The organism is Larsenimonas salina, from assembly GCF_023736155.1.
GTDB classification, from domain to species: Bacteria; Pseudomonadota; Gammaproteobacteria; order Pseudomonadales; family Halomonadaceae; genus Larsenimonas; species Larsenimonas salina.
Genome location: NZ_JAMLJJ010000005.1, coordinates 236,291 through 259,496 on the forward strand (window position 1 = coordinate 236,291; position 23,206 = coordinate 259,496).

General features: G+C 61.9%; 22 protein-coding genes. 14 read left to right on the plus strand and 8 right to left on the minus strand.

The window, feature by feature from the left end; genetic code table 11:
• The first annotated feature begins 81 nt into the window (after positions 1-81).
• The 5 genes from pcaDC to pobA all read left to right on the plus strand — a co-directional run bounded on the left by pcaDC (position 82) and on the right by pobA (position 5,108).
• Positions 82-1,266 carry a bifunctional 3-oxoadipate enol-lactonase/4-carboxymuconolactone decarboxylase PcaDC gene (gene pcaDC, locus NAT23_RS11625; RefSeq protein WP_251928505.1) on the plus strand — a complete coding sequence of 395 codons (1,185 nt, stop codon included), beginning with the start codon at positions 82-84 and terminating at the stop codon, positions 1,264-1,266.
• A 97-nt stretch (positions 1,267-1,363) separates the two neighbouring features.
• Positions 1,364-2,305 (plus strand): LysR substrate-binding domain-containing protein, encoded by a 942-nt coding sequence (locus tag NAT23_RS11630; protein WP_251928507.1) that lies wholly within the window; start codon positions 1,364-1,366, stop codon positions 2,303-2,305.
• 174 nt (positions 2,306-2,479) lie between these two features.
• Positions 2,480-3,217, plus strand: a complete 738-nt coding sequence (gene pcaH / locus NAT23_RS11635; protein WP_251928509.1) for a protocatechuate 3,4-dioxygenase subunit beta — start codon at positions 2,480-2,482, stop codon at positions 3,215-3,217.
• Between the two features lie 3 nt (positions 3,218-3,220).
• Positions 3,221-3,868, plus strand: a complete 648-nt coding sequence (pcaG, locus tag NAT23_RS11640; RefSeq protein WP_251928511.1) for a protocatechuate 3,4-dioxygenase subunit alpha — start codon at positions 3,221-3,223, stop codon at positions 3,866-3,868.
• A gap of 52 nt (positions 3,869-3,920) precedes the next feature.
• Positions 3,921-5,108, plus strand: coding sequence for a 4-hydroxybenzoate 3-monooxygenase (pobA, locus tag NAT23_RS11645; RefSeq protein ID WP_251928515.1), 1,188 nt, complete (start codon positions 3,921-3,923; stop codon positions 5,106-5,108).
• 307 nt (positions 5,109-5,415) lie between these two features.
• On the opposite strand, the gene bamJ is transcribed toward pobA, so the two are convergent.
• Both bamJ and NAT23_RS11655 read right to left on the minus strand, forming a co-directional pair.
• Positions 5,416-6,135 (minus strand): BamJ family beta-barrel-assembly machinery protein, encoded by a 720-nt coding sequence (gene bamJ / locus NAT23_RS11650; protein WP_251928518.1) that lies wholly within the window; start codon positions 6,133-6,135, stop codon positions 5,416-5,418.
• Between the two features lie 64 nt (positions 6,136-6,199).
• Positions 6,200-6,700, minus strand: a complete 501-nt coding sequence (locus NAT23_RS11655) for a TIGR02444 family protein (RefSeq protein ID WP_251928520.1) — start codon at positions 6,698-6,700, stop codon at positions 6,200-6,202.
• Between the two features lie 61 nt (positions 6,701-6,761).
• Here NAT23_RS11655 and NAT23_RS11660 point away from each other — a divergent pair, with 61 nt between their 5' ends.
• Positions 6,762-8,672 (plus strand): ABC-F family ATP-binding cassette domain-containing protein, encoded by a 1,911-nt coding sequence (locus NAT23_RS11660; RefSeq protein WP_251928521.1) that lies wholly within the window; start codon positions 6,762-6,764, stop codon positions 8,670-8,672.
• Between the two features lie 16 nt (positions 8,673-8,688).
• Entirely contained in the window at positions 8,689-8,970 is a 282-nt protein-coding gene (locus tag NAT23_RS11665; RefSeq protein ID WP_251595140.1) for a hypothetical protein, read from the plus strand.
• Positions 8,971-9,139: 169 nt separating this feature from the next.
• Here the strand turns inward: NAT23_RS11665 and NAT23_RS11670 are convergent, their stop codons facing one another.
• The 6 genes from NAT23_RS11670 to thiD all read right to left on the minus strand — a co-directional run bounded on the left by NAT23_RS11670 (position 9,140) and on the right by thiD (position 14,281).
• Positions 9,140-9,943: a 3-hydroxybutyrate dehydrogenase gene (locus NAT23_RS11670; RefSeq protein ID WP_251928522.1), complete on the minus strand. Its 804-nt coding sequence runs from the start codon at positions 9,941-9,943 to the stop codon at positions 9,140-9,142.
• A gap of 90 nt (positions 9,944-10,033) precedes the next feature.
• Entirely contained in the window at positions 10,034-10,774 is a 741-nt protein-coding gene (locus tag NAT23_RS11675; protein ID WP_251928523.1) for an acetoacetate decarboxylase, read from the minus strand.
• Between the two features lie 38 nt (positions 10,775-10,812).
• Positions 10,813-11,949 (minus strand): patatin-like phospholipase family protein, encoded by a 1,137-nt coding sequence (locus NAT23_RS11680; protein ID WP_251928526.1) that lies wholly within the window; start codon positions 11,947-11,949, stop codon positions 10,813-10,815.
• A 106-nt stretch (positions 11,950-12,055) separates the two neighbouring features.
• Complete coding sequence (gene dtd / locus NAT23_RS11685) at positions 12,056-12,493, minus strand: D-aminoacyl-tRNA deacylase (protein WP_251928527.1); 438 nt, start codon at positions 12,491-12,493, stop codon at positions 12,056-12,058.
• 25 nt (positions 12,494-12,518) lie between these two features.
• Entirely contained in the window at positions 12,519-13,376 is an 858-nt protein-coding gene (locus NAT23_RS11690; RefSeq protein WP_251928528.1) for a universal stress protein, read from the minus strand.
• Positions 13,377-13,480: 104 nt separating this feature from the next.
• Positions 13,481-14,281 carry a bifunctional hydroxymethylpyrimidine kinase/phosphomethylpyrimidine kinase gene (gene thiD, locus NAT23_RS11695; protein ID WP_286010027.1) on the minus strand — a complete coding sequence of 267 codons (801 nt, stop codon included), beginning with the start codon at positions 14,279-14,281 and terminating at the stop codon, positions 13,481-13,483.
• 358 nt (positions 14,282-14,639) lie between these two features.
• On the opposite strand from thiD, the gene NAT23_RS11700 reads away from it, so the two are divergent.
• The 7 genes from NAT23_RS11700 (at position 14,640) to nuoH (ending at position 23,196) form a co-directional block, all read left to right on the plus strand.
• A complete protein-coding gene (locus NAT23_RS11700) occupies positions 14,640-15,038 on the plus strand; it encodes an NADH-quinone oxidoreductase subunit A (protein ID WP_251595152.1) in 399 nt (132 codons plus the stop codon).
• A gap of 9 nt (positions 15,039-15,047) precedes the next feature.
• On the plus strand, positions 15,048-15,725 hold the full coding sequence (locus NAT23_RS11705) for a NuoB/complex I 20 kDa subunit family protein (RefSeq protein ID WP_251595153.1): 678 nt from the start codon (positions 15,048-15,050) through the stop codon (positions 15,723-15,725).
• 28 nt (positions 15,726-15,753) lie between these two features.
• A complete protein-coding gene (gene nuoC, locus NAT23_RS11710) occupies positions 15,754-17,526 on the plus strand; it encodes an NADH-quinone oxidoreductase subunit C/D (RefSeq protein WP_251928539.1) in 1,773 nt (590 codons plus the stop codon).
• A gap of 10 nt (positions 17,527-17,536) precedes the next feature.
• Entirely contained in the window at positions 17,537-18,052 is a 516-nt protein-coding gene (nuoE, locus tag NAT23_RS11715) for an NADH-quinone oxidoreductase subunit NuoE (RefSeq protein ID WP_285836148.1), read from the plus strand.
• The gene (nuoF, locus tag NAT23_RS11720) at positions 18,049-19,407 is read left to right on the plus strand and encodes an NADH-quinone oxidoreductase subunit NuoF (protein WP_251928543.1); all 1,359 of its coding nucleotides are present in this window, start codon (positions 18,049-18,051) and stop codon (positions 19,405-19,407) included. Before nuoE ends, nuoF begins: the two co-directional genes overlap by 4 nt.
• An 82-nt stretch (positions 19,408-19,489) precedes the next feature.
• Positions 19,490-22,213, plus strand: coding sequence for an NADH-quinone oxidoreductase subunit NuoG (nuoG, locus tag NAT23_RS11725; RefSeq protein ID WP_251928546.1), 2,724 nt, complete (start codon positions 19,490-19,492; stop codon positions 22,211-22,213).
• Complete coding sequence (gene nuoH / locus NAT23_RS11730; RefSeq protein ID WP_251595161.1) at positions 22,210-23,196, plus strand: NADH-quinone oxidoreductase subunit NuoH; 987 nt, start codon at positions 22,210-22,212, stop codon at positions 23,194-23,196. Before nuoG ends, nuoH begins: the two co-directional genes overlap by 4 nt.
• The last annotated feature ends 10 nt before the right edge of the window (positions 23,197-23,206 follow it).

Consider the following 23,206-nt stretch of genomic DNA (forward strand, 5'->3'; position numbering starts at 1 on the left):
CGGGTCAGTGGGCCATGGTGTTTCGAACGTGTTTTTTTCGAACGTGGTGTGTCGAGCGCAGTTTTTCGAGAGGGGATGTCGATGAAGTTCTTCGAGTTCAACGGGCGGTGCATCGCCTACCGGGACACCGGCGGTGCCACGCTCAAGGCGCTGTTGCTGGGCCATCCACTCGGGATGAGCCAAGCGGTCTGGGATGAGCTTGCCGCCGCGCTTGCCGGTCGCTACCGCGTGATCAGCTGGGACCTGCCGGGCCATGGTGCTAGCAGCCCGCTTGAGTGTGCGATCACGGCGGACGATCTGGCCGAGGAGGCCGTGGCGCTGCTCGATGCGCTCGAGATCGAGCGGTTCACCTACCTTGGCACGTCGGTGGGCGGTGTCATCGGTCAGGCGCTGCGACGGGCCGTTCCGGATCGGTTGACGGCGTTGATGTTGACCAACACCGGCGCTGTCATCGGCTCCCCCGAGGCCTGGCAGACCCGCGCCGAGCGTGTGCGACGCGAAGGCCTTGCGGTCATGGCGGAGGAACTGAGCGGGCGCTGGTTCGCTGATGGCTTCGTCAAGGCGCGTCCGGCGGCACTTGCCGGCTGGCAGACCCAGCTTTCCCGCACCGACACTGAAAGCTACGCCCGGCTTTGTGAGTTGCTCGGCGCGACGGATTTTACGGGCTGCACGGCTCCCACGGACTCGCCGGTCTTTCTGTTGGCCGGTGAGGCCGATATTTCGACACCACCTGCCACGCTCGAGGCGCTGGCGGGGCTTCTTGGCGGTGCGCCGCTTGCCGTACTTGATGGCGTCGCCCATGTGCCATCAGTCGAGGCGTCAGAGCGCATGACCTCCTGGGTGCGCTCGTGCCTGTCGTCAGCTCGGTCGCAGGTCGACGCGCACGGCGTAAGCTATGAACATGGCCTCGATACCCGCAGCTCGGTGCTGGGGGAGGCGCACGTCGCTCGCGCACGCCAGGGCGCGACCACCCTCGATCAGCCGTTTCAGCAGATGATTACCCGGCTGGCCTGGGGTGAGCTTTGGGGCAACCCGGACCTTGCCCACCGCGAGCGCAGTATGATCACGATCGCGGTGCTGGCCGCGCTCGGGCGTGACGGTGAACTGGTCCTTCATTTAAACACCGCCAAACGCATTGGCCTCGAGGAAGCCGAGCTTCGCCAGGCGCTGACGCATGTGGCGATCTACGCCGGTGTTCCGGCGGCAAATCATGCGTTCAAGCTCGCCAAGGAACAGGGGTGGGGCGAGACGCTGACCGCGCTGTGACACCGGTTGCGTTTGTGCGGCGGCCTTATAGACAGCATCAAGGGATGAGCGCTGGGAAAGCCCGCGTTCAGACCCACCGTTTTGTCGGGAGCCGTGAATGCTGAACGCTCGAATCAAACTTCGTCATCTGACGGCCTTTCTGGACGTCGCTGCCACGCGAAGCCTGGTGCGCTCATCGGCCAATCTATCGATCAGCCAGCCCGGGCTTTCGAAGACGATTCGTGAGCTCGAGACGCTGCTTGATGCGGAGCTCTTCGCTCGAAGCCCGAAGGGCATGGCGCTGACTGCCTCCGGGCGTGCGTTTTTACGTTACGCAGGCCCCGCGCTTCAGGGGCTTGAGCAGGGCATGGCCTCGGTTGCACGCATCAACGAACAGGCGGTGGTGCGCATCGGCGCGCTCTCCTCGGTCGAGGATGGCCTGCTGCCTCGGGTGCTTGCCCGAACCCATGAAGTGCTGCCGCGGCTTCAGGCGCAGGTGACCACCGGCTCCAGCCGGTATCTGCTGTCAGAACTTCGCCTTGGCAAGCTGGATCTGGTGGTGGGGCGAATGAGCGAGGCTGGCGCAATTCGCGATCTGCATTTCGAGCATCTGTTTCACGAGCCGTTGGTGCTGGTGGCACGAGACGGTCATCCGCTGGCAGGCGTGGCCCGTGAGGCGCTGTCGATGGAGGTGCTTGCCCGGTTTGCCTGGGTGGTGCCGCCGCCAGGCACGACGCTTCGCGATCGCATCGAGCAGTTCTGGGTCGAGGCGGGCGGCTCGCCGTCACGTATTGCGTTGGAAACGTTATCGCTGCCGCTCTCGCGGCGCTACGTCGGCCTCTCTGACGCGCTGTGGGTGGCGCCGCTCGACGCGATTCGCCATGATTTGGCCGACGCCCATTCGTCGCTTCGATTGCTGGTGTCCCTCGAGGCCCGAGGCGGTTCGGTAGGGCTCTGTACCAACCCGGCACAGGCGCTTGAGCGCGGCGGAGAGCAGCTTTGCGAGCTGTTCCGGCAGGAAGCCGCCGCCCACCCACGCCCCGACCCTCTGCTTCAGTAGGGCGGTCATCGCTTCCGCAAGCCCCCTTCGACGTTCGGTCAATCGACCTTTGAAGAATATAGCCCCGGAGTTATAGGCCCTCCCGATCATTTCAATTGGCAGGCGGGCCCGCCGCGCCACAATGGAGTGATCAAGGAGCGACTGCTCCGTCGACCGTTGGCTCAGGAGGCTTGCATGACTCGACCCACACACCCCAGGTACCTACAGCGCGATCGGCGCTGGCACCCGCCGGCCTACGCACCGGGGTACAAGACATCGGTGCCGCGCTCGCCGCGCCAGGCCCTGGTCAGCCTTCAGAACCCGACCGCTACCGAGCTGACCGGCCCCTCATTCGAGCGCATGACGCTTGGCCCGCACGACAACGATCTTCTGATGAACTTTCGACAGGGCACCGAGCATGACGGCCTGCCGGTCGGAGAGCGGATCATGGTGTTCGGGCGGGTGCTCGATCAGTTCGGCAAGCCCGTGCCCCAGACGCTGGTGGAAATGTGGCAGGCCAATGCCGGTGGCCGCTATCGCCACAAGAAGGATCAGTACCTGGCTCCGCTGGACCCCAACTTCGGCGGCGTCGGCCGCACCATCACCGACGAGCAGGGCTGGTATCGGTTTCGAACCGTTCGGCCCGGGCCGTATCCGTGGCCGAACGACGTCAACAGCTGGCGCCCGGCCCATATTCACATGTCGGTCATGGGGCCGGCGCTGTCCTCGCGGTTGATTACCCAGCTCTATTTCGAAGGCGATCCGTTGATTCCGCACTGCCCGATCGTACATACACTCAATGATCCGGATGCGGTGCGAACCCTGACGGCCAAGCTCGATCTGGCCAGAAGCCGCCCGATGGATGCGCTGGCGTATCGGTTCGATATCGTCACGCGTGGCCAGTTCCAGACCTATTTCGAAAATCAGGGGTAAGCCATGAGCCAATTGATTCCGTTGGACCCGGCCGCGACGCCGGGTGATCTGATCTATCGTGAGTCGCCATCCCAGACCGCCGGGCCCTACGTGCACATCGGCCTTGCCCTTGAGGTAGCGGGTCTCCCCCTGCGTGAGGTCGAAATCGGCAATACGATGGCCACCGACCAGGCCGACGGCACGCCGATCGAGCTGGTCGGCACGGTGTTCGATGGCAACGGCGACATCGTGCGGGATGTGTTCATCGAGGCGTGGCAGGCCGATGCCGACGGGACCTACCAGAGTGCCTGGCAGCACGACAACGTCTTCAATAGCTTCGGCCGGGCCGCTCCGGATGCGTTTGGCGAAGGCCAGTGGCGTTTTCATACCATCAAGCCGGGAGCCTGCCTGGACGCCCGTGGGCAGCTGATGGCGCCGCACGTCGCCCTTAGTGTTTTTGCCCGGGGCATCAATATCGCGCTTCACACTCGGCTCTATTTCGGCGACGAAACGCGCGCCAACGAGAGTTGCCCGGTACTGAACGCGGTCGAATCACCGGCGCGTCGACGTACCCTGATCGCGACGCCTGAGCCTGGAGACAGCGGGCGCATCCGATATCGCTTCGACATCGTGCTTCAGGGAGAGGGCGAGACCGTCTTTTTCGATTTCTAGTCCGGCCCCTCGCACCACACGTTGATCGGTTCAAGAGCGGAGGAGAGCACGCATGCGTACCAGTGTCGCGATTATCGGGGCAGGGCCTTCGGGATTGTTGTTGGGGCAGTTGTTGTACCGCCATGGCATCGACGCGGTCATCATCGAGCACCGTTCGGCCGAGCACGTGCTGTCTCGGATACGAGCGGGGGTGCTGGAGTCCGGGACGGTGGCGTTATTGCACGAGGCCGGCGTTGGTGAACGTCTGGCTCGAAAAGGGCTGGTGCATCACGGCATAAAGATCGGGGATCAGAATGCGCTGCATCGGATCGATCTCACCCATTACAGTCAGGGGCGGCACGTGACCGTGTACGGTCAGACCGAGGTGACCCGCGATTTGATGGAGGCGCGAACGGCCTGGGGCGGTGTGAGCTTTTATGACGCCTCAGACGTTGCCATTCATGAGCCGGACTCGACCTCGCCCTACGTGACCTTCGTGCACGAGGGCGGCGAGGTGCGCATCGACTGTGATTACGTGGCCGGCTGCGATGGTGCCCACGGTGTCAGTCGGCGCTCGATCCCCGCCGAGCGGTTGTCAGTGTTCGAGCATACCTACCCGTTTGGCTGGCTCGGGGTGCTGTCCGAGACCCCGCCCATCGATGACGAGCTGATCTATGCCCGCCACGAGCAGGGGTTTGCGTTGTGCAGCATGCGATCAATGACTCTCAGTCGCTATTACATTCAAGCTCCGCGTGATGAGAACCCGGAAGACTGGTCAGACGATCGGTTCTGGTCCGCCCTCAGTGCACGTCTGCCGGAAAGCGCCGTGCGCGCACTGACAACCGACCCGTCGCTTGAGAAAAGCCTGGCCCCGCTTCGAAGCAGTGTGACCGAGCCGATGCAGTATGGCCGGCTTTTTCTGGTCGGGGATGCGGCCCATATCGTGCCGCCGACCGGGGCGAAAGGGCTCAGTCTGGCGGCCGGCGATGTCTCGGTTCTGGCTCGGGTACTGGCAGGGCTTTATCACCAGGGCCGTCAGGAGCTTCTTCAGGCTTATACCCCGACGTGTCTTGAGCGTGTGTGGAAATCGGTGCGTTTTTCCTGGTGGATGACGCACCTACTGCACTCCTTCCCCGAGGAAGACGGCTTTACTCGCCGCATCAAGGCTGCGGAGCTTAAATACACGCTCGAGTCGGTGGCCGGACGGACCGCGCTTGCCGAAAACTACGTCGGGTCTCCGCTGGCGGATGTGACGGGTTGAATACGCTGTCAATAAAAATAATTCACCAAACTGTCCACAAGAGGGCTTGACAGGGATAAAACTTGGCACAGGTCGGTGGCATTGGGCGATAAAGACTCAAAAAATCTGAGCTTTACAAAAAAGCGAACGGGAACAGTGCGTTAGAGAACGTTTCTGGCGGGATATGTCAAGAGAGATCTGTTTTATCGAAGAGGAAATGTGCTAACAGATTTGTCTTTCGGCCATTATTTCGGATAACTCACAAAGTTATCCACAGATAAAAACAGCGTCGGCCCGGTGTGAATGAGTCACATCGGGCCGAACTATTTTAGCTGTCGCTGCCGGTATTGTCTTGATCGGTCGGATTGACCTTATGCAATTCGACTTTGAAGATCAGCGTCTGATTCGGGCCGATCGCACCGCCAGTGCCCGCTGTGCCATAGGCGAGGTCTGCCGGCACATAAACCATCCACGTGCCGCCTTCGTGCATCTTCTGAAGCGCTTCCTGCCAGCCCTTGATGACCTGCTTGACCTGGAAGCTGACCGGCTCGCCGCGCTTGTAGGAGCTGTCGAAGACGGTGCCGTCGATCAGCTTGCCTTCATAATCAACGCTTACCGTGTCATTGGGGCCAGGCTGCGGGCCATCGCCTTTCTCAAGAATCTTGTACTGAAGGCCGGAATCCAGGGTCTTCACGCCATCTTTCTTGGCGTTTTCAGCAAGAAAGGCGTCGCCGGCTTTCTTGTTGGCCGCCGCTTCCTGCTTAGCTTCGGCCTGCTGCTCGGCGATCTGCGCCTTCTGATAGTCCGTCAGGGTCTGGGTGATGGTCTCGTCGTCCATCTTCAGATCCTTGTCGGCGTAGACGTCTCGGATGCCCTGGGTCAGCGCATCGATGTCGATCTTGTCCATGTCCTGCTTGAGGCTTCGAGACAGAGTCACGCCCACGCTGTAGCTGAGCTTGGCCTGGTCATTGTCGAGGGCGGTATCGGCCGCAAATACGGGGGAAGATACCAGGGTGCCGAGTACAACGGCGCCTACCAGCTTTTTCATGAGGTCTCCTGCATGCAGTAGTGAATCCGGTGGCTGTGACCGGGATCGTCGATGTTTGACTGTATCAGGGCTTTCCGGGTTCCGCACGAAGCAAAACCCGGCAGGCCTCGAGCAGCGGCCGGCAGTCCTCCCGGCTCAGGCGGGCGCTCCATCGACAAAGCGTGGTCTCCAGATCTTCATCCGGGCGCTTGTCGCGTACGCCCTGTCGGGTCGTTGCCAGTGCTTCGAGTCGAGTCAGGGCGTTGCGCTCGCTGTCGAGCTCCGCGCGCTTGAGCTCATCCCGGGTTTGCGTGACCCACTCCGAGTGCGCCGCGGGTGCCTTGAGGGCGCGACGGCATTGGCGCAGCGGCTGAGTCACCTCGCGCTGCCAGCGGCGAATCTCGGCAAGGGCGTGATCGGCGGTGTCATCGAGTGTGAGCCCGCGCGTATCGAGCCAGCACAGCCACAGCAGCTCGCACACATCGAGTGCCAGTCGATCTTGCAGATCCAGGCATGCAGGCTGGACGCCATCACAGGCGTAAAGACGCAGCGCAAACGGCCACAAGTGCGTAGAATGGTCGGTCATTTATCCCTCGGCGCCGGCGTGTACCGGCCCAGTGAGTTCACGGAAAAACCGCGGAGTTTTCATGATTGCATTTCGCCAGCTCGCGCTGCAACGCGGGGGCACACCGCTGATCACGCCCTCGGATGTGCGCATCAACGACGGCAATCGGGTCGGCATCGTTGGACCCAACGGCGCGGGCAAGTCGAGCCTGTTCAAGCTGCTTCTGGGGGAGCTGACGCCGGATCAGGGCGGCATCGATGTCACCGCGGGCATGCGCATGGCGCACATGGCCCAGGAGCTTGATGCGCTCGATCGGCCGATCGTCGAGGTGGTCATGGATGGTGACGCAGGCCTTCGCCGAGTGGAGGCGGAACTTGCCGAGGCGCGCGCCGCCGAGAACCATCAGCGCGAGGCGGAGCTTCACGGGCAGTGGGATACGCTTGATGGCTATACGGCGCGGGCGCGCGCCGAGCAGCTTCTGACCGGGCTTGGCTTTCGCTCGGATCAGCTGACCTCACCGCTGAGCGCGTTCTCGGGCGGCTGGCGCATGCGCGTCAATCTGGCCAAGACCCTGTTCACGCCGTCCGATCTTCTGCTGCTCGATGAGCCGACCAACCACCTGGATCTCGACGCGCTCCTCTGGCTCGAGCAGTGGCTGATTCGCTACCCCGGTACGCTGCTTCTGATTTCCCACGACCGCGATTTTCTGGACGCGGTGTGCAACCACATTCTGCATTTCGATCATGGTGCGCTGGTGCTCTACAAGGGCGGGTTCAGCCAGTTCGAGCGCACCCGGGCCGAGAAGATTGCCCAGCGCGAGGCCGAGCTTGCCAAGCAGCAGGCGCGCAAGGCCGAAATCGAGGACTTCGTGCGCCGCTTTCGCGCCAAGGCCAGCAAGGCGCGTCAGGCGCAGAGTCGGCTCAAGATGCTCGAGCGAATGGAAGACATCGCCGCCACCCGGGTCGATTCGCCGTTCCAGTTCGTGATGCCCTGCGCTGACAAGACTTCCCATCCGCTGCTGTCGATCGACCACGCCGCGCTTGGCTATCAGACGCCGCTTCTGAGCGAGGTGCGTCTGACCATCGCGCCGGGCCAGCGCATCGGCCTGCTCGGTCCCAACGGGGCGGGTAAGTCGACGCTGATCAAGTCGATGACCGGCGATCTGCCGTTGCTTGCGGGGGAGCGGGTCGAAGGCGAGCACCTGGCGGTCGGTTATTTCGCCCAGCATCAGCTCGAGGCGCTTGATACCAAGGCCAGCGGCTTCATGCACATTCAACGCCGCTCACCGAAGGCCAGCGAGCAGGAGATTCGAAACTTCCTCGGCGGCTTCGGGTTCCAGGGCGATGCGGTCTTCGAGACCATCGAGCGCTTTTCCGGCGGGGAAAAGGCCCGGCTGGCCCTCGCGCTGATCGCGTGGGAAAAGCCGAACCTCTTGCTGCTCGATGAGCCGACCAACCACCTGGATCTCGACATGCGCGAGGCGCTGACTGAAGCCCTGATGGCGTTCGAGGGCGCGGTGCTGGTGGTCTCGCACGATCGACACCTGCTGAACGCGACTGTCGATACGTTCTGGTGCGTGGCCGATGGCCGCGTAAGCGCCTTCGATGGTGATCTTGACGACTATCGCCAGTGGCTCAAGTCCCGCGAGCAGGCCGCAAACGCGCCGGCCGCCTCGGAAGGCACCAGTGCCCCTCAGGACAAAAAAGCGACCCGCAAGGCCGCCGCCGAGCGCCGTGAGCAGATGCGTCCGCTCAAAAATCGCCGGGATGCGGCCGAAAAGGCGATGACAAAACATCAGGACGCGCTGACCGAAGTGGAAACCGCGCTGGGGGATGACACGCTTTATGCCGGTACGGCGCGCAAGGACGAGCTGAACACGCTGCTTCGACGTCAGGGTGAGCTCAAGCAGCAGCTCGATGACGCCGAACAGGCGTGGCTCGAGGTCGAAGAGGCGCTCGAAGCGTTTGAACAGGCGCTCGATAGCGCCCAGTGATTACGAGGATAGACTCATGAAACGACACTGCCGCAGTTCCCTTGCCGTCATCGCGCTGGCGGCATTGACGCTTGTCGGCGTCAGCGGTTGCATGGAAAGCCAGCTCAGCATGACCAACTACGACCAGCTCAAGACCGGCATGAGCCGAGGCGACGTCGAGGCCGTGCTCGGCAAGGCCAGTGAGTGCAGCGGGGCGGTCGGGGTGGCCAACTGCCGCTGGGGCGATGATCGGCGCTTCATTCAGGCGCAGTTTGTCGGCGGTCACGCCGTGTCGTATCAGTATCAGGGGCTCGAATAGGCAGGGTCCGTGAGGCGTTCGCCTACCGCCGGCATGAGTGGCAGTGACGCAAGGCAGTGAAAAGAGGCGGCGACGATAAGTGGCCCTCTTGTCATGGGGCCGCTTTTGCCAGTGAGGCTTACCCGAGGCGCCGTGAGGCGCCTCAGGCATGCAAGGCGTCGCGTCGCCTTTACTGCATATACCAGCCGTGACTGACCATGATCGACTGGCCTGTCAGCGCAGTCGATGGGAAAGTCACCAAATGCAGCGCGGTTTCGGCCACGTCTTCCACGGTGGTAAAGGTCTGGTCGACGGTCTCTTTCAAAAAGACCTTCTCGACCACTTCCTCCTCGGTCATGTTGTGCTCCCGGGCTTGATCCGGAATCTGCTTTTCCACCAGCGGCGTCTTTACATAGCCCGGACAGATCACGTTCGAGCGAATGCCGTACTGGGCGCCTTCCTTGGCCATGGTGCGGCATAGTCCGAGCAGACCGTGCTTGGCGGTCACGTAGGGCGATTTCATGGCCGAGGCCTCATGTGAGTGGGCCGAGCCCATGTAAATGAGGCAGCCGCCATCACCCTGTTTCATCATCTGGCGGAACGCGGCGCGGGTGCAGAGGAAACTGCCGTCGAGCTGAATATCGGTGACCTTTTTCCAGTTCTCGAACGAAAGCTTGTGGATCGGCTCGACGTGCTGTGAGCCGGCGTTGGCGATCATGACGTCGATCCGCCCGAACGTGGCCACCGTTTCGGCAAAGGCGCTGTCGACCTGCTCTTCATCGGTCACGTTGGCGGCTACGCCCATGGCGCTGCCTCCCTTACGCTCGATCTCTTCGGCGACCTGGGTTGCGGCGTCCTGATTCATATCCAGAATCACCACCTTGGCGCCCTGTTCGGCAAAGAGCAGCGCGATCTGTTTGCCGATGCCGCTGGCGGCGCCCGTGATCACGGCGACCTTGCCGTTGAGACGATCCTGCGCGGGATGAGTTGCCATAAACTGCCTCCATTGCATGTGACGTAGATTGCATGTGACGTAGCGAGTGAGTGACGCACTGGCCCACGACGGGCCATCGAGCCCTTCAGTCTAGGTTAGATAATCGTGAACTACGCGCCCGAGCGGCAGCGTGAGGTCGGTCAGGATGTGCTGGGTACTGACGATGTCCCGCACGGGCAGGTCAGCCACGGGCGCGAACACATGCTCAAAGAGCTGGAGTCGGCCGGGCCCCTGCCAGGCGCCCTTGACGACCAGGTTGTCGAGCCCAACCTCGACCAGCTCCGCGATGCGGGGTGAGCCGTCGACGTCTGGGATCAGCTTGTACAGAAGCGTCGGGGTCTCGAGCATGGCCGTGCGAACACGCTCGGAATCGAGTGTTTCGTGCTTGTAGCCCATGGTGGCGTGGGCGATGGGCAGGCCGCTGTAGTGAAGGGTGCCGACCAGCGTTTCATGGTGCACCTCGAGCCGGGGCTGGCCGAGCTTCTTGGGAAACCCCCAGAGCTCACGCCCGCCGGCAATCGGGGCGTGATCGTCGAGATACATGGCCCGTTGATAGCCATAGGCCTTGTTGTTCAGCGTGCAGGGAATGACCTGGCCGGATTCGACGTACTTACCAAAGCCGGTGGAATCCGGCATGTTGATGAACTCGAACTTGACCAGTGGCTCATCGAACTCGAGCGGCTCCGGCAGCACGCGTCTAAGGGCCTCCGGGTCGGTTCGGTAGACGATGTTCAAAAATTCCCGGTCCTTGAAATGGTAGGGGCCGGGCGGGTAGGACGGGCAATCCCAGGGCATGGCATGGCTGTGTGCCGGCAGCGTCGAATGCGTCATGAAAGGCTCCGTTGAGGTGTTAGAGTTCATTGAAGACGTTAGAGTTCGCGGGTCAGTTGGCCGTCCAGTCCGCTTCGAAAGCTATAGACGTTGGCACCGATTTCGTCGCTGATTGGGTCGCGCTGGGTTGGGCAGGTCACAAGCGCCTGGCGCATGTCGTCATAACCTGCCCGTCGGCGCGCCATGATGGTCGACCAGGAAAAGTCGATGTCCTTCTGCGCGGTTTCGCGCTCACGCGAGGGCGCGAGCAGCCGAACCAGGTTGATCGGGTACTGATGGCCGAGCTCGACGAGCTGACTTAACTGCGAAGACCGCCGCACATCGTCTGGCAGATGATGGCCAAGCGTTCGGATGGCGTTTTTCAAGCGGTGAATCTCGCGCAGAAAGTGGAAGTCCTCGCCGGCGCGCGTCGAGTACTGAATGTCCTTTTCACGGTTCATGGCGTCCATGATGGTCTGAGGCGCCGGGCCTTCGGCATTCCAGAGATCGATCACGTAGCAGTTCACGGCGCGTTCCTGCCCGGGCTGTTCCTCTTCGAGCACGTAGTTGAGCGGCGTGTTGGAAAAAAGCCCGCCATCCCAGTAAAGCTCGCCGTCGACCTCAACCGGTGGAAAGCCGGGTGGGAGCGCGCCGCTTGCCATGATGTGCTGAGCACCCATCGCATGATGGTGGCTGTCAAAGTAGGTGATGTCGCCGCGGGTCACGCTGACGGCGCCGACGCTCAGGCGCGTGCCATCGGCGATGTCCCGGGTGCCGAGCCGGTCGAATTCGATGAGCTCATTCAGTGTGGCTTCGAGTGGCGTGGTGTCGTAGAAACCGACGGGGCTGCCGGTTGGCGTGAACAGGGGGATGTTCCAGAAGGGGCGCGGCTTGAAAAAGCCAGGAACGCCTTTTGACAAGGCTAGGTAGCGGGCGGCGCTGCTTTCAAGGTGCTCGAACGGCGCACCGATGTGGCAGTGGGGTTGAGCAACGCGGCGCCAGAACGTATCCAGACGCTCAAGGCTTTGATCTGGCGCGCCGCCTGCGATCAAGGCGCCGTTGATGGCGCCGACCGAGGTGCCGACGACCCAGTCAATCGTGATGCCGCGCTCTTGAAGCGCCTCGAACACCCCCACCTGATAGGCGCCAAGCGCCCCTCCACCCTGCAGCACCAGAATATTCATGGGCCGTGACATGCGCTACTCCCCTCGACCGGCTCGGTGTCCGGCACGCTACGGTTGCGTCGATGTCTTTAACGTAGGCGGCGTAATGGTGCAGTGCAACGTAAAGTTTGAATTAAGTTCAGGAGCTGAGCCAGAAGGTGACCGGGCCATCGTTGATCAGGGCAACCTTCATGTCGGCCCCGAACTGGCCGGTGGCGACCGGGTCGTGCTGCTGTCGGGCTTGCTCTACGAGATAATCAAAGCAGTACTTGCCGTGCTCGGGGGAGGCCGCAGCAGAAAACCCAGGACGGCGACCCTTGTGGGTGTCGGCGACCAGGGTGAACTGAGAGACCAGCAGAAGGCCGCCGCCGTGATCGGCAAGGCCCAGGTTCATCTTGCCGGCCTCGTCGGCGAAAATTCGGTAGGTCAATAATCTGGAAAGAAGCTTGTCGGCGTCGGCCGGGGTGTCATCACGCTCGACGCCGATCAGGGCAAGAAGCCCGGCATCAATGTTTGCAATACAGGTGCCGTCGATGCGAACGGAGGCTTCGCTGACGCGCTGGATCAAGGCTTTCATGGTTGGGCTCGCACGGGGTTCGGGATTACCAGGTTCGACACAGCATGATATCGCACTTGGTCTCCGACAAGAGTCGCTCGAGCAGGCTCCCGGCCGTCCGGCGGCCGATGCCGATGCGGCCATGGCTTCCGAGCGCAAGTAGATCGGGTGGCTGCTCCCGGACTCGCTGAATCAGGATGTCGGTTGGGTCGCCCTGTTCGAGCACCAGTTCCAGATCCGGCACATCGTCAATTTCTGCCATGAAACGCTCGGTTTCGATGTCGAGCTGATGGCGAAGCTTGGTGCGCTCGGCGCTGCGCCATTTTGTATAGCCGGGATCGCTTGCAAGCTCTCTCGAGGCCGGCATGTCCCACACGTGCAAAAGCGTCAGGCGAATGTCTGGAAAGCGCATCAGCACTTCCTTGAGCGTATGGCGGGAGGCCAGCGAGAAGTCGATCGGGACCAGCACGTCCTGCCAGGTACGCTTGGTGCTGTGGGAGATCGACATTACCGGGCACGGCGCACGGCGCATCACGCGAGACACGGTCGTGCCGGTGACAAGGTCCTGTTGATGGTGCTTGCGGTGCGCGCCGAGAATGGCGAGATCGGCCTTCTGTTCATAGACCTCGCGAATGATCTCGGCGTAGGGCGTGCCGGTAACGACCTGGATGAGCGTGTTCGGGCGCGTAACGCCAAGCGATTCACAGGTGTCCATGATGTCGGACTCGATGGTGCGCGTGACGGCCTTTTCAAGCTCCCTGAGCGCGCTCGAGGGCAGATAGGGGTCAAGCACGTGCAGGATATCAAGCCGAGCATTGTGCTCATTGGCAAGCAACACCGCCCGCGCCATGGCGGCACGGCACTCGCTTGAAAGGTCCGTTGCCAACAGCAGTGTCTGGGTCATGACGCGCCTCCGTGACGTCAGCGAGTGAGCGGATGCCAACAGTATGGCTTGTCGAGATGAATATTCAATGTCGGCGCCCGTGTCTGTCCTTGTCTACGTTGCATTCACCACCAACGATGAAAATGATGCACCGGGCCTTGCCCGTGGCCGACGCCGAGCCGGTCGGCCTGCTCAAGCGCGCCGGTCATATAGGCCTTGGCATCAAGGATGGCGTCTTCCATCGAGTCGCGTTGCGGCAGCAAGGTCGCGATGGCTGAAGAAAGGGTGCAGCCGGTGCCGTGGAGATGACGTGTCTCGATGCGCGGTGCCTCGAGCCAGCGCGTATGCTCTTCGCCGATCAGAAGGTCATTGCACTCAGGCCCTTCGAGAAAGCCTCCCTTGAGCAGCACCTGCCTGGCACCCAGATCTCTCAGTGCCGATGCCATGTCCAGCATGTCGGACTCGCTTTGGGACGTGTCGATGCCAAGCAGCTCGGCCGCCTCGGGCAGGTTTGGCGTCGCGACATCGGCAAGCGGCATTAAAAGCGTCTTGACCGCGTCGACGGCGGCGTCATCGACCAGTCTGTCCCCACTTTTCGCAACCATCACCGGGTCGAGCACGACCCATTTCGGGGCGTAAGTTTCGATCTGGTGCTTGATCAGTTCGGCCGTGGCGCGATCAGCGACCATGCCGATCTTGACTGCGTCGATGGCCACGTCGTCAAAGATGGCCTTTAACTGGGACTCGAGCACCTCAAGCGGCAGCGGATAGATGCTTCGAACGCCGCAGGTGTTTTGCGAGAGCACCGCGGTGATGGCGCTGGTGCCGTAGCCGCCGAGCGCCGAAAAGGTCTTGAGGTCAGCGTGCATGCCAGCGCCACCGCTCGGGTCGGTGCCGGCAATGGAGAGAAGGCGGGGAATCGGCAAGGGAAATTCCTTCTGTGACGTCGATGAATAGTGAACCGTGGGTCGGCGATGGGCTAAAAGATACGCTCAGTCAAACACAGGCGAAGTGAAAAAATTGCCTATCCGTAAAACCTTATAGAAATCAAGACTACTGTCGTTTAACATGATGTAGCTACACTATATTTTAAGATCTAAGTAAGCCTTCAGGACGACTGAAAAGAGTTTGGCGAGACGTGCCATTCGTCGTCTACCCTGAGAGGCACAAAAGCGCTCACTCACGTCATGACCATCCTATAAAGAGCGCTTCGAATACCTTGACTAGCCCGATCGGCTCATCTTTTTGAGCCTAGATACTACTTATCGATGAGCGAGATATAGCATGGAGCAAATCGCACAGCATTGGTCCGTCGCCATTTTCGTAATGGCCGTCTTTGGGCTCTGCGCGTTCATGATTGGGGTAGCCAGCCTCCTGGGCGGACGCGCCTGGGGGCATCAGAAAAACACACCGTTTGAATCCGGCATCGTGCCGGTGGGAAGCGCGCATCAGCGCTTTTCCGTCAAATTCTACATGGTCGCGATGCTGTTCGTGATCTTTGACGTCGAAGCCCTTTTTCTCTTCGCCTGGGCGGTTTCCATTCGTGAGAGCGGATGGGTCGGCTTTGTCGAGGCATTCATTTTCATCGTTGTGTTATTGGCCGGTCTGATCTACCTGACTCGTGTGGGCGCGCTCGATTGGGCACCCATCAAACGTTCCAAGGAGATCAAGACCTCATCCTGAGGTTTCTCCATGCAATATAAGCTCACGCGCATTGACCCCAATGCGCCCGAGACAAGCCAGTACCCCGCCGGCGAGCGCCGCACCGTCGACGATCCCATGAAGCAGCAGGTGCACAAGAACGTGTTCATGGGCAAGCTCGAAGACGTCATGAACAATGCCGTGAACTGGGGGCGCAAGAACTCGCTCTGGCCCTACAATTTCGGCCTGTCCTGCTGCTATGTGGAAATGACCACGGCGTTTACCGCGCCTCATGACGTGGCCCGTTTCGGCGCCGAGGTCATTCGTGCTTCCCCGCGTCAGGCGGATTTCATGGTCATTGCCGGCACCTGCTTCATCAAGATGGCTCCGGTCATCCAGCAGCTTTACGACCAGATGCTGGAGCCCAAGTGGGTCATCTCAATGGGCTCATGTGCCAATTCGGGCGGCATGTACGACATCTATTCCGTCGTGCAGGGGGTCGATAAGTTCCTGCCGGTGGATGTGTACATTCCAGGCTGCCCGCCCCGGCCCGAAGCGTTCCTTCAGGGCCTGCAGCTGCTTCAGGACTCGATTCAGGAAGAGCGACGTCCTTTGTCATGGGTCGTGGGCGACCAGGGCGTCTATCGCGCCGAAATGCCCTCGCAGCGCGAAAAGAACCGCTCGGAACGCATTGCCGTCAAAGAGTTGCGCACCCCTGACCAGATTTAACAACCGCCTTTGAGCAAACGGATTGCCCATGACCGTGGATAACGCACAGCCGGCTGCAGCGGCCTCTTCCGAGGTCATCAACGAATTGATACGCGAGTTCGGTGCCGAGGCACTGACCGTCCAGGAAACGCTGACCGCCATGCCGGTGGTTTGGGTCGGACGCGACCAGCTCGAGCATGTGCTGCACTTTCTGAAACACTGCCCCAAGCCCTACGTGATGCTCTATGACCTGCACGGCGTCGACGAGCGGCTTCGAACCTATCGCCGTGGTCTGCCCGAGGCCGACTTCACGGTGTTTTATCAGCTGATGTCGATCGAGCGTAACAGCGACATCATGATCAAGGTGGCGCTGTCGGAAAAGGACCTCGTCCTTCCGAGCGTGGTGACGCACTACCCCAATGCCAACTGGTACGAGCGGGAAGTGTTCGACATGTTCGGCATCGACTTCACCAACCATCCGCATCTGACCCGCGTTTTGATGCCGCCGACCTGGAACGGCCACCCGCTTCGAAAGGATTACCCGGCGCGTGCGACCGAGTTCGACCCCTATACGCTCACGATGGAAGGCCAGGACCGGGAGCAGGAAGCGCTCAAGTTCGACCCGGAAGCGTGGGGCATGAAGCGTCACACCGACGATGCCGATTTCATGTTTCTGAACCTGGGGCCGAACCACCCGTCGGCCCACGGTGCGTTTCGTATCGTGTTGCAGCTCGATGGCGAAGAGATTCTCGACTGCGTCCCGGACATCGGCTACCACCATCGCGGCGCCGAAAAGATGGCCGAGCGTCAGTCCTGGCACAGCTACATTCCCTACACCGACCGGATCGACTACACCGGCGGGGTCATGAACAACCTGCCGTATGTGCTGGCGGCGGAAAAGCTCGCTGGCATTACCGTGACCGACCGCGCCGAGTTCATTCGCGTAATGATGGCGGAAATGTTCCGGATCAACTCGCATCTATTGTTTCTGGGTACGTATCTACAGGATCTGGGCGCCATGTCGCCGGTGTTCTTCTCGTTCACCGACCGTCAGAAAGCCTATGAAGTGATCGAGGCCATCACCGGATTTCGCATGCACCCGGCATGGTTCCGCATCGGTGGTGTCGCGCACGACCTGCCGCGGGGCTGGGAAAAGCTGGTGCGTGGCTTCCTCGACTGGATGCCGGCCCGGCTCGATGAGTACGAGCGCGCGATGATGGACAACGCCATCGTGCGTGAGCGTACCCGCGGTGTGGCGGCGTTCACTCAGAGCGAGGCCTTCGAATGGGGCGTAACCGGGCCGAACCTTCGAGCCACTGGCGTCGACTTCGATCTTCGCAAGAAGCGGCCCTACAGCGGCTACGACAAGTTCGAGTTCGATGTGCCGCTGGCCTCCGGCGGCGACGTGTTCGACCGCGGCATGCTCAGAATCGAGGAAATGCGCCAGAGCCTTCGCATCATCCGCCAGTGCGTGGACCACATGCCGGCCGGCGATTACAAGGCCGATCACCCGCTGACCACGCCGCCGCCCAGGGAGAAGATGCTTCAGCACATCGAGACGCTGATCACGCACTTCCTGCAGGTTTCCTGGGGGCCGGTGCTCAAGGCCAACGAATCGATGCAGATGATCGAGGCCACCAAGGGCATCAACAGCTACTACCTGACCAGCGACGGCAGCACCATGAGCTACCGCACGCGCATAAGAACCCCGAGCTACCCGCACCTTCAGCAGATTCCGGCGGTAATGCGTGGCGGCTTTGTGCCGGATTTGATCGCGCACTTGGGCAGTATCGACTTCGTAATGGCCGACGTGGACCGGTGAGGATAACGACATGACACAACCGACCAGCTTGATCGCAAGCGACCGTGCCCGGCCCGAGTTCGATATGCATGACGAGGACCGTCACGCCATCGAGCACGAGATGTCGCATTACGAAAATCCCCGCGCCGCCTCGATCGGCGCACTCAAGATCGTCCAGAAACGCCACGGCTGGGTGCCGGATGGGGCGATCTACGCCATCAGCGACATTCTCGGGATTCCCTCGAGCGACGTGGAAGGCGTGGCGACGTTCTACAGCCTGATTTTCCGCCAGCCCGTCGGCCGGCACGTCATTTTGCTCTGCGACAGCATGACCTGCTACATCGACGGCTATGAGGCCGTGAAAGAGGCGCTTGCGCGCCAGCTCGGCATTCAGATGGGCCAGACCACCGAGGACGGCCGGTTCACGCTGTTGCCGGTGTGCTGCCTCGGCAACTGTGACAAGGGCCCCGCCATGATGGTGGACGAAGACATCCATGGCCCGGTCACGCCGGACAACGTCATGCAGCTTCTGGAGACCTATTCATGAGCACACGTCCCTTTGCCTCGTTCGGCACCATCAACGCCATGCCGCGTGCCGAGGAAACGCACCCGCTGACCTGGCGGCTGCGAGATGATGGCGCAATGGTCGCCCTCGACGAATACCGCGACAAGCACGGCTACGAGGGCGCCAAGAACGCGCTCGACATGAAGGGTGACGACATCTCGGAGCTGGTCAAGGACGCCGGGCTCAAGGGTCGCGGCGGCGCGGGGTTCCCCGCCGGCGTCAAGTGGAGCCTAACCGCCAAGGGCGAGGAAATGCCCCGCGGGTATGTGGTCTGCAACGCCGACGAGATGGAGCCCAATACCTACAAGGACCGCATGCTGATGGAGCAGATGCCGCATCTGCTGATCGAAGGCATGATCATCTCGGCGCTCGCCAACAATGCGTTCCGGGGCTACATCTTCCTGCGCGGGGAATACCACGACGCCGCCGCGAGCATCGAGCGTGCGCTTGCCGAGGCCCGCGAGGCCGGCATTTTGGGTACGAGCGTGTTGGGCAGCGAGTTCGATTTCGACATCTTCCTGCACACCGGTGCCGGCCGCTACATCTGCGGTGAAGAGACCGCGCTGATCAACTCGCTGGAAGGCCGGCGCGCCAACCCGCGCTCCAAGCCGCCGTTTCCGGGCCAAAGCGGCGCTTGGGGCAAGCCGACGGTGGTCAATAACGTCGAAACGCTTTGCAACGCACCGCCGATTCTCTACCACGGCAAGGCGTGGTATCTGGGGCTTGCGCTTGAGGGCAGCGACGATGGCGGCACCAAGCTTTTCGGTTTTACCGGTCAGATCAAGAACCCGGGTCTTTGGGAGCTGCCACTTGGCACGACCGCCCGGGAGATCTTCGAGGACTACGCCCAAGGCATGAAGGATGGCTACCGGCTCAAGGCCTGGCAGCCCGGCGGCGCCGGCACCGGATTTTTGTTGCCCGAGCACCTCTCGGCGCAGATGTGCTCCAACGGCATCGCCGATGTGGGCACGCGCATGGGGACTGGGTTGTCGCTTGCCGTCGACCACACCGTCAACATGGTCTCGCTTTTAAGAAACATGGAAGAGTTCTTCGCCCGCGAATCCTGCGGCTGGTGCACGCCATGCCGCGACGGCCTGCCGTGGACGGTCAAACTCCTGCGCTCGCTTGAGCGCGGCGAGGGTGAGCAGGGCGACATCGAGATTCTCGAGGAGCTGACCGGCAAGCTCGGGCCCGGCAAGACGTTCTGTGCCCACGCCCCCGGCGCCGTCGAGCCGCTGGCCAGCGCGATCCAGTACTTCCGTGATGAATTCGAACAAGGCATTAGCCACCCAAGACGCGCCGCCCACGCTGAACCGATTCCCGTGGGCTCCATCTAGCGCTAATGCACGCCCGCAAGGGCCGACCGATTTTGACTAAACGCTGCCCGGCATGGACCGGGCATGAGGATGGGATAACGCCATGGCAACCATTCATGTCGACGGCAAGGACTACGAGGTCGATGGCAGCGACAATCTGCTGCACGCCTGTCTTTCGCTCGGGCTCGACATACCCTATTTCTGCTGGCATCCGGCGCTTGGGAGCGTTGGGGCTTGCCGCCAGTGCGCGGTCAAGCAGTACAAGGATAAGGACGACGACCGCGGGACGCTGGTGATGTCCTGCATGGCGCCGGTGAAGGATGACGCCTACATCTCGATCGAGGACGGTGAGGCGGCCGAATTCCGTGAAAGCGTGATCGAGTGGCTGATGGCCAACCACCCGCACGACTGCCCGGTGTGCGAGGAGGGCGGCCACTGCCATCTGCAGGACATGACAGTGATGACCGGCCATGACGACCGTCGCTACCGCTTTACCAAGCGTACCCACCGCAATCAGTACCTTGGCCCATTCATTGCCCATGAAATGAACCGCTGCATCACTTGCTACCGCTGTGTCCGCTTCTATAAGGACTACGCTGGCGGCGAAGATCTGGGCGCGTTCGGTGCCCACAGCAACATCTATTTTGGCCGGACCACCGAGGGCACGCTTGAAAGCGAGTTTTCCGGAAATCTGACCGAAGTCTGCCCGACCGGCGTCTTCACCGACCAGACCCACTCCGACCACTACACCCGCAAGTGGGACATGCAGTTCGCACCAAGCATCTGTCATCAGTGCTCCAGCGGCTGCAATACGAGCCCCGGCGAGCGCTACGGCGAAGTGCGTCGGATCGAGAACCGCTACAACGGCAGCGTCAATCACTACTTCCTCTGCGACCGAGGGCGGTTCGGCTACGGTTACGTCAACCGCGATGACCGACCGCGTTATCCGGAAATCCGGGAAGACGGTGTCATGCGCACAGCAGACGTCGGCCCGGCGCTGGACCACCTGGCCGACCAGCTCAGACAGACCTCGAAGATGGTCGGTATCGGCTCGCCTCGAGCAAGCCTTGAAAGCAACTACGCCCTGCGCGAGTTGGTCGGCGAGGCGAACTTCTCGGTCGGCATCGACCGCGCCGAATGGGAGCGCGTTACCTTGATGCGCCGCATCCTGGAGGAGGGCGCACTGCCCACGCCGTCGATGCGCGACATCGAACACCACGACGCCGTAATCATCCTGGGCGAAGATTTGACTCAGACCGCCGCGCGCGAAGCGCTGGCGGTGCGTCAGGTGGCCAACGCCAAGCGCAACGAGCTTGCCCGCGCCAACGACGTGCCCGAGTGGAACTTCAACGCGGCCGAAACGCTCGCTCAGGGGCGCAAGCTCCCGGTGGTCGTGGCAACGCCTGCCGAGACCAAGCTCGACGACATCGCCTCTCACGTCTACCGCGGCTCGGTCTCCGACATCGCGCGCCTTGGCCATGCGCTCGCGCACGCCCTCGACGCCGCCGCACCAAGCGTCGAGCTCGACGAAGATGATCGCACGCTGATCGACGCACTGGTTGAGGTAATCAAGGGCGCCGAGCGGCCATTGATTGTCTCCGGCGGTTCACTCAAGTCCAAGGCCGTGATCGAGGCCAGTGCCAACCTGGCGCGGGCGTTCAAGGCGGCGGGCAAGAACGGCTCCCTGCGCCTGATCAGCGGCGAGGCCAACAGCACCGGGCTTGCGCTGATGGGCGGCATGGCGCTTGAGAACGCGCTTGAGGCGCTGGATGACACCACGGCGCTGGTGGTGCTTGAAAACGATCTGTATCACCGGCTGCCAAGTGCCGAGGCCGAGCGTGCTTTCGAACGCGCAGCGTTCACGGTTGCCATTGATCATCAGCGAACGCCAACGGTCGAGCGCGCCGAGATCGTGCTGCCGGCCGGCACGTTCGCCGAAAGCGACGGGACGCTTGTTAACCACGAAGGCCGCGCCCAGCGGTTCTTCCAGGTCTACGACCCGAGCTATTACCGTCCGGACGACCTGACCCATGAGAGCTGGCGCTGGCTGCACGCGCTTCACTCAACGCTCGAGCAGCGCGAAGTAGACTGGACCCAGCTTGATCAGGTCACTGCCCACTGTGCCAAGGCGATTCCAACGCTTGCTGGCATCGAAAACGCCGCGCCCAGCGCCTCGTTTCGCATTCGCGGGCAGAAGATCGCCCGAATGCCGCACCGCTCCAGTGGCCGAACGGCCATGCGCGCCAACATCAGTGTGCATGAGCCGCGTACCCCGCAGGACGTCGATACCCCGCTTTCGTTTTCGATGGAAGGCTATAACGGTTACGCCGAACCACGGGCCGAAGTGCCGTTTGCCTGGGCGCCGGGCTGGAACTCGCCGCAGGCCTGGAATAAGTTCCAGGATGAAGTCGGCGGCCACCTGACCGCAGGCGACCCCGGTGTCCGGCTGATCGAGTGCGATGAGGGTGCCTCGGCGCTTTCGTACTTCACCGAGGTGCCGGGCCGCTCAAACGCGACCTGGCAGCTGGCCCCGCTGTATCACCTCTTTGGCAGCGAGCCAATGTCAGCCCGAGCCGCGCCGATTCAGGAGCGCATGTCCGAGCCGTACCTCGCGCTTCACCGGGATACCCTGATCGAAAAATCGCTTGCCGACGGGACGCCGGTGACGCTTGCCCAGGGTGACTGGACGGTTACGCTTCCGGTTCGTGCAAGCTCGGGCCTTCCGAGCGGCGTGATCGGCGTGCCGGTCGGGCTGCCCGGCATGCCGGTTGGTCTTGATTTCGATCAGGCCGTGACGTTCGACGTCGCCGAGGAGGTGCGCTCATGAGCTGGCTGACCCCGACCGTTGTCGAGACGTTGATCGCCGTGGCCCAGGCGATCGTGATTCTTTTGGGTGCGGTGATTGCGGGCGCACTTTTGAGCTTCGTCGAGCGTCGGGTGCTCGCGATCTGGCAGGACCGCTACGGCCCCAACCGGGTCGGGCCGTTCGGCTCGCTTCAGCTGGTGGCCGACATGCTGAAGATGTTCTTCAAGGAGGACTGGATTCCGGTCTTTGCCGACAAGAAGATCTTTACTCTGGCACCGGCCATCGCGATGGCCTCGCTCCTTCTGTCGTTCATGATCATCCCGATCACGCCGAACTGGGGCGTGGCCGACATGAACGTGGGTCTTCTGTTCTTTTTCGCCATGGCGGGGATCAACGTCTACGCCGTCTTGTTCGCAGGCTACGCCAGCGCCAACAAGTACGCGCTCCTGGGGGCACTTCGCGCCTCGGCCCAGACGCTTTCGTACGAGGTGTTCATGGGGCTGTCGCTGATGGGCGTGGTCGCCATGGCCGGCACCTTCAACATGCGCGACATCGTCACGGCTCAGGCCGACATGTGGAACATCATCCCGCAGTTCTTCGGCTTCTGTACCTTCCTGGTGGCAGGCATTGCGGTTACGCACCGTGCGCCGTTTGACCAGCCGGAGGCCGAGCAGGAGCTCTCCGATGGCTACCACATCGAGTATTCCGGCATGAAGTGGGGCATGTTCTTCGTCGGCGAATACGTGGGCGTGGTGCTGATTTCGGCACTGATCGCCACGCTGTTCTTCGGCGGCTGGACCGGGCCGTTGCTTCCGCCCATCGTGTGGTTCTTGCTCAAGACCGGCTTTTTCGTTGCGTTTTTCGTGCTGCTGCGCGCCGCGCTCCCGCGCCCGCGCTATGACCGCGTAATGGGGTTTGGCTGGAAGTTCTGCCTGCCGCTGACGCTTATCAATCTACTTGTTACCGGCGCGGTGATTCTCATCACCTCGCCCGCGACGTCGTAAGGGGGACGGC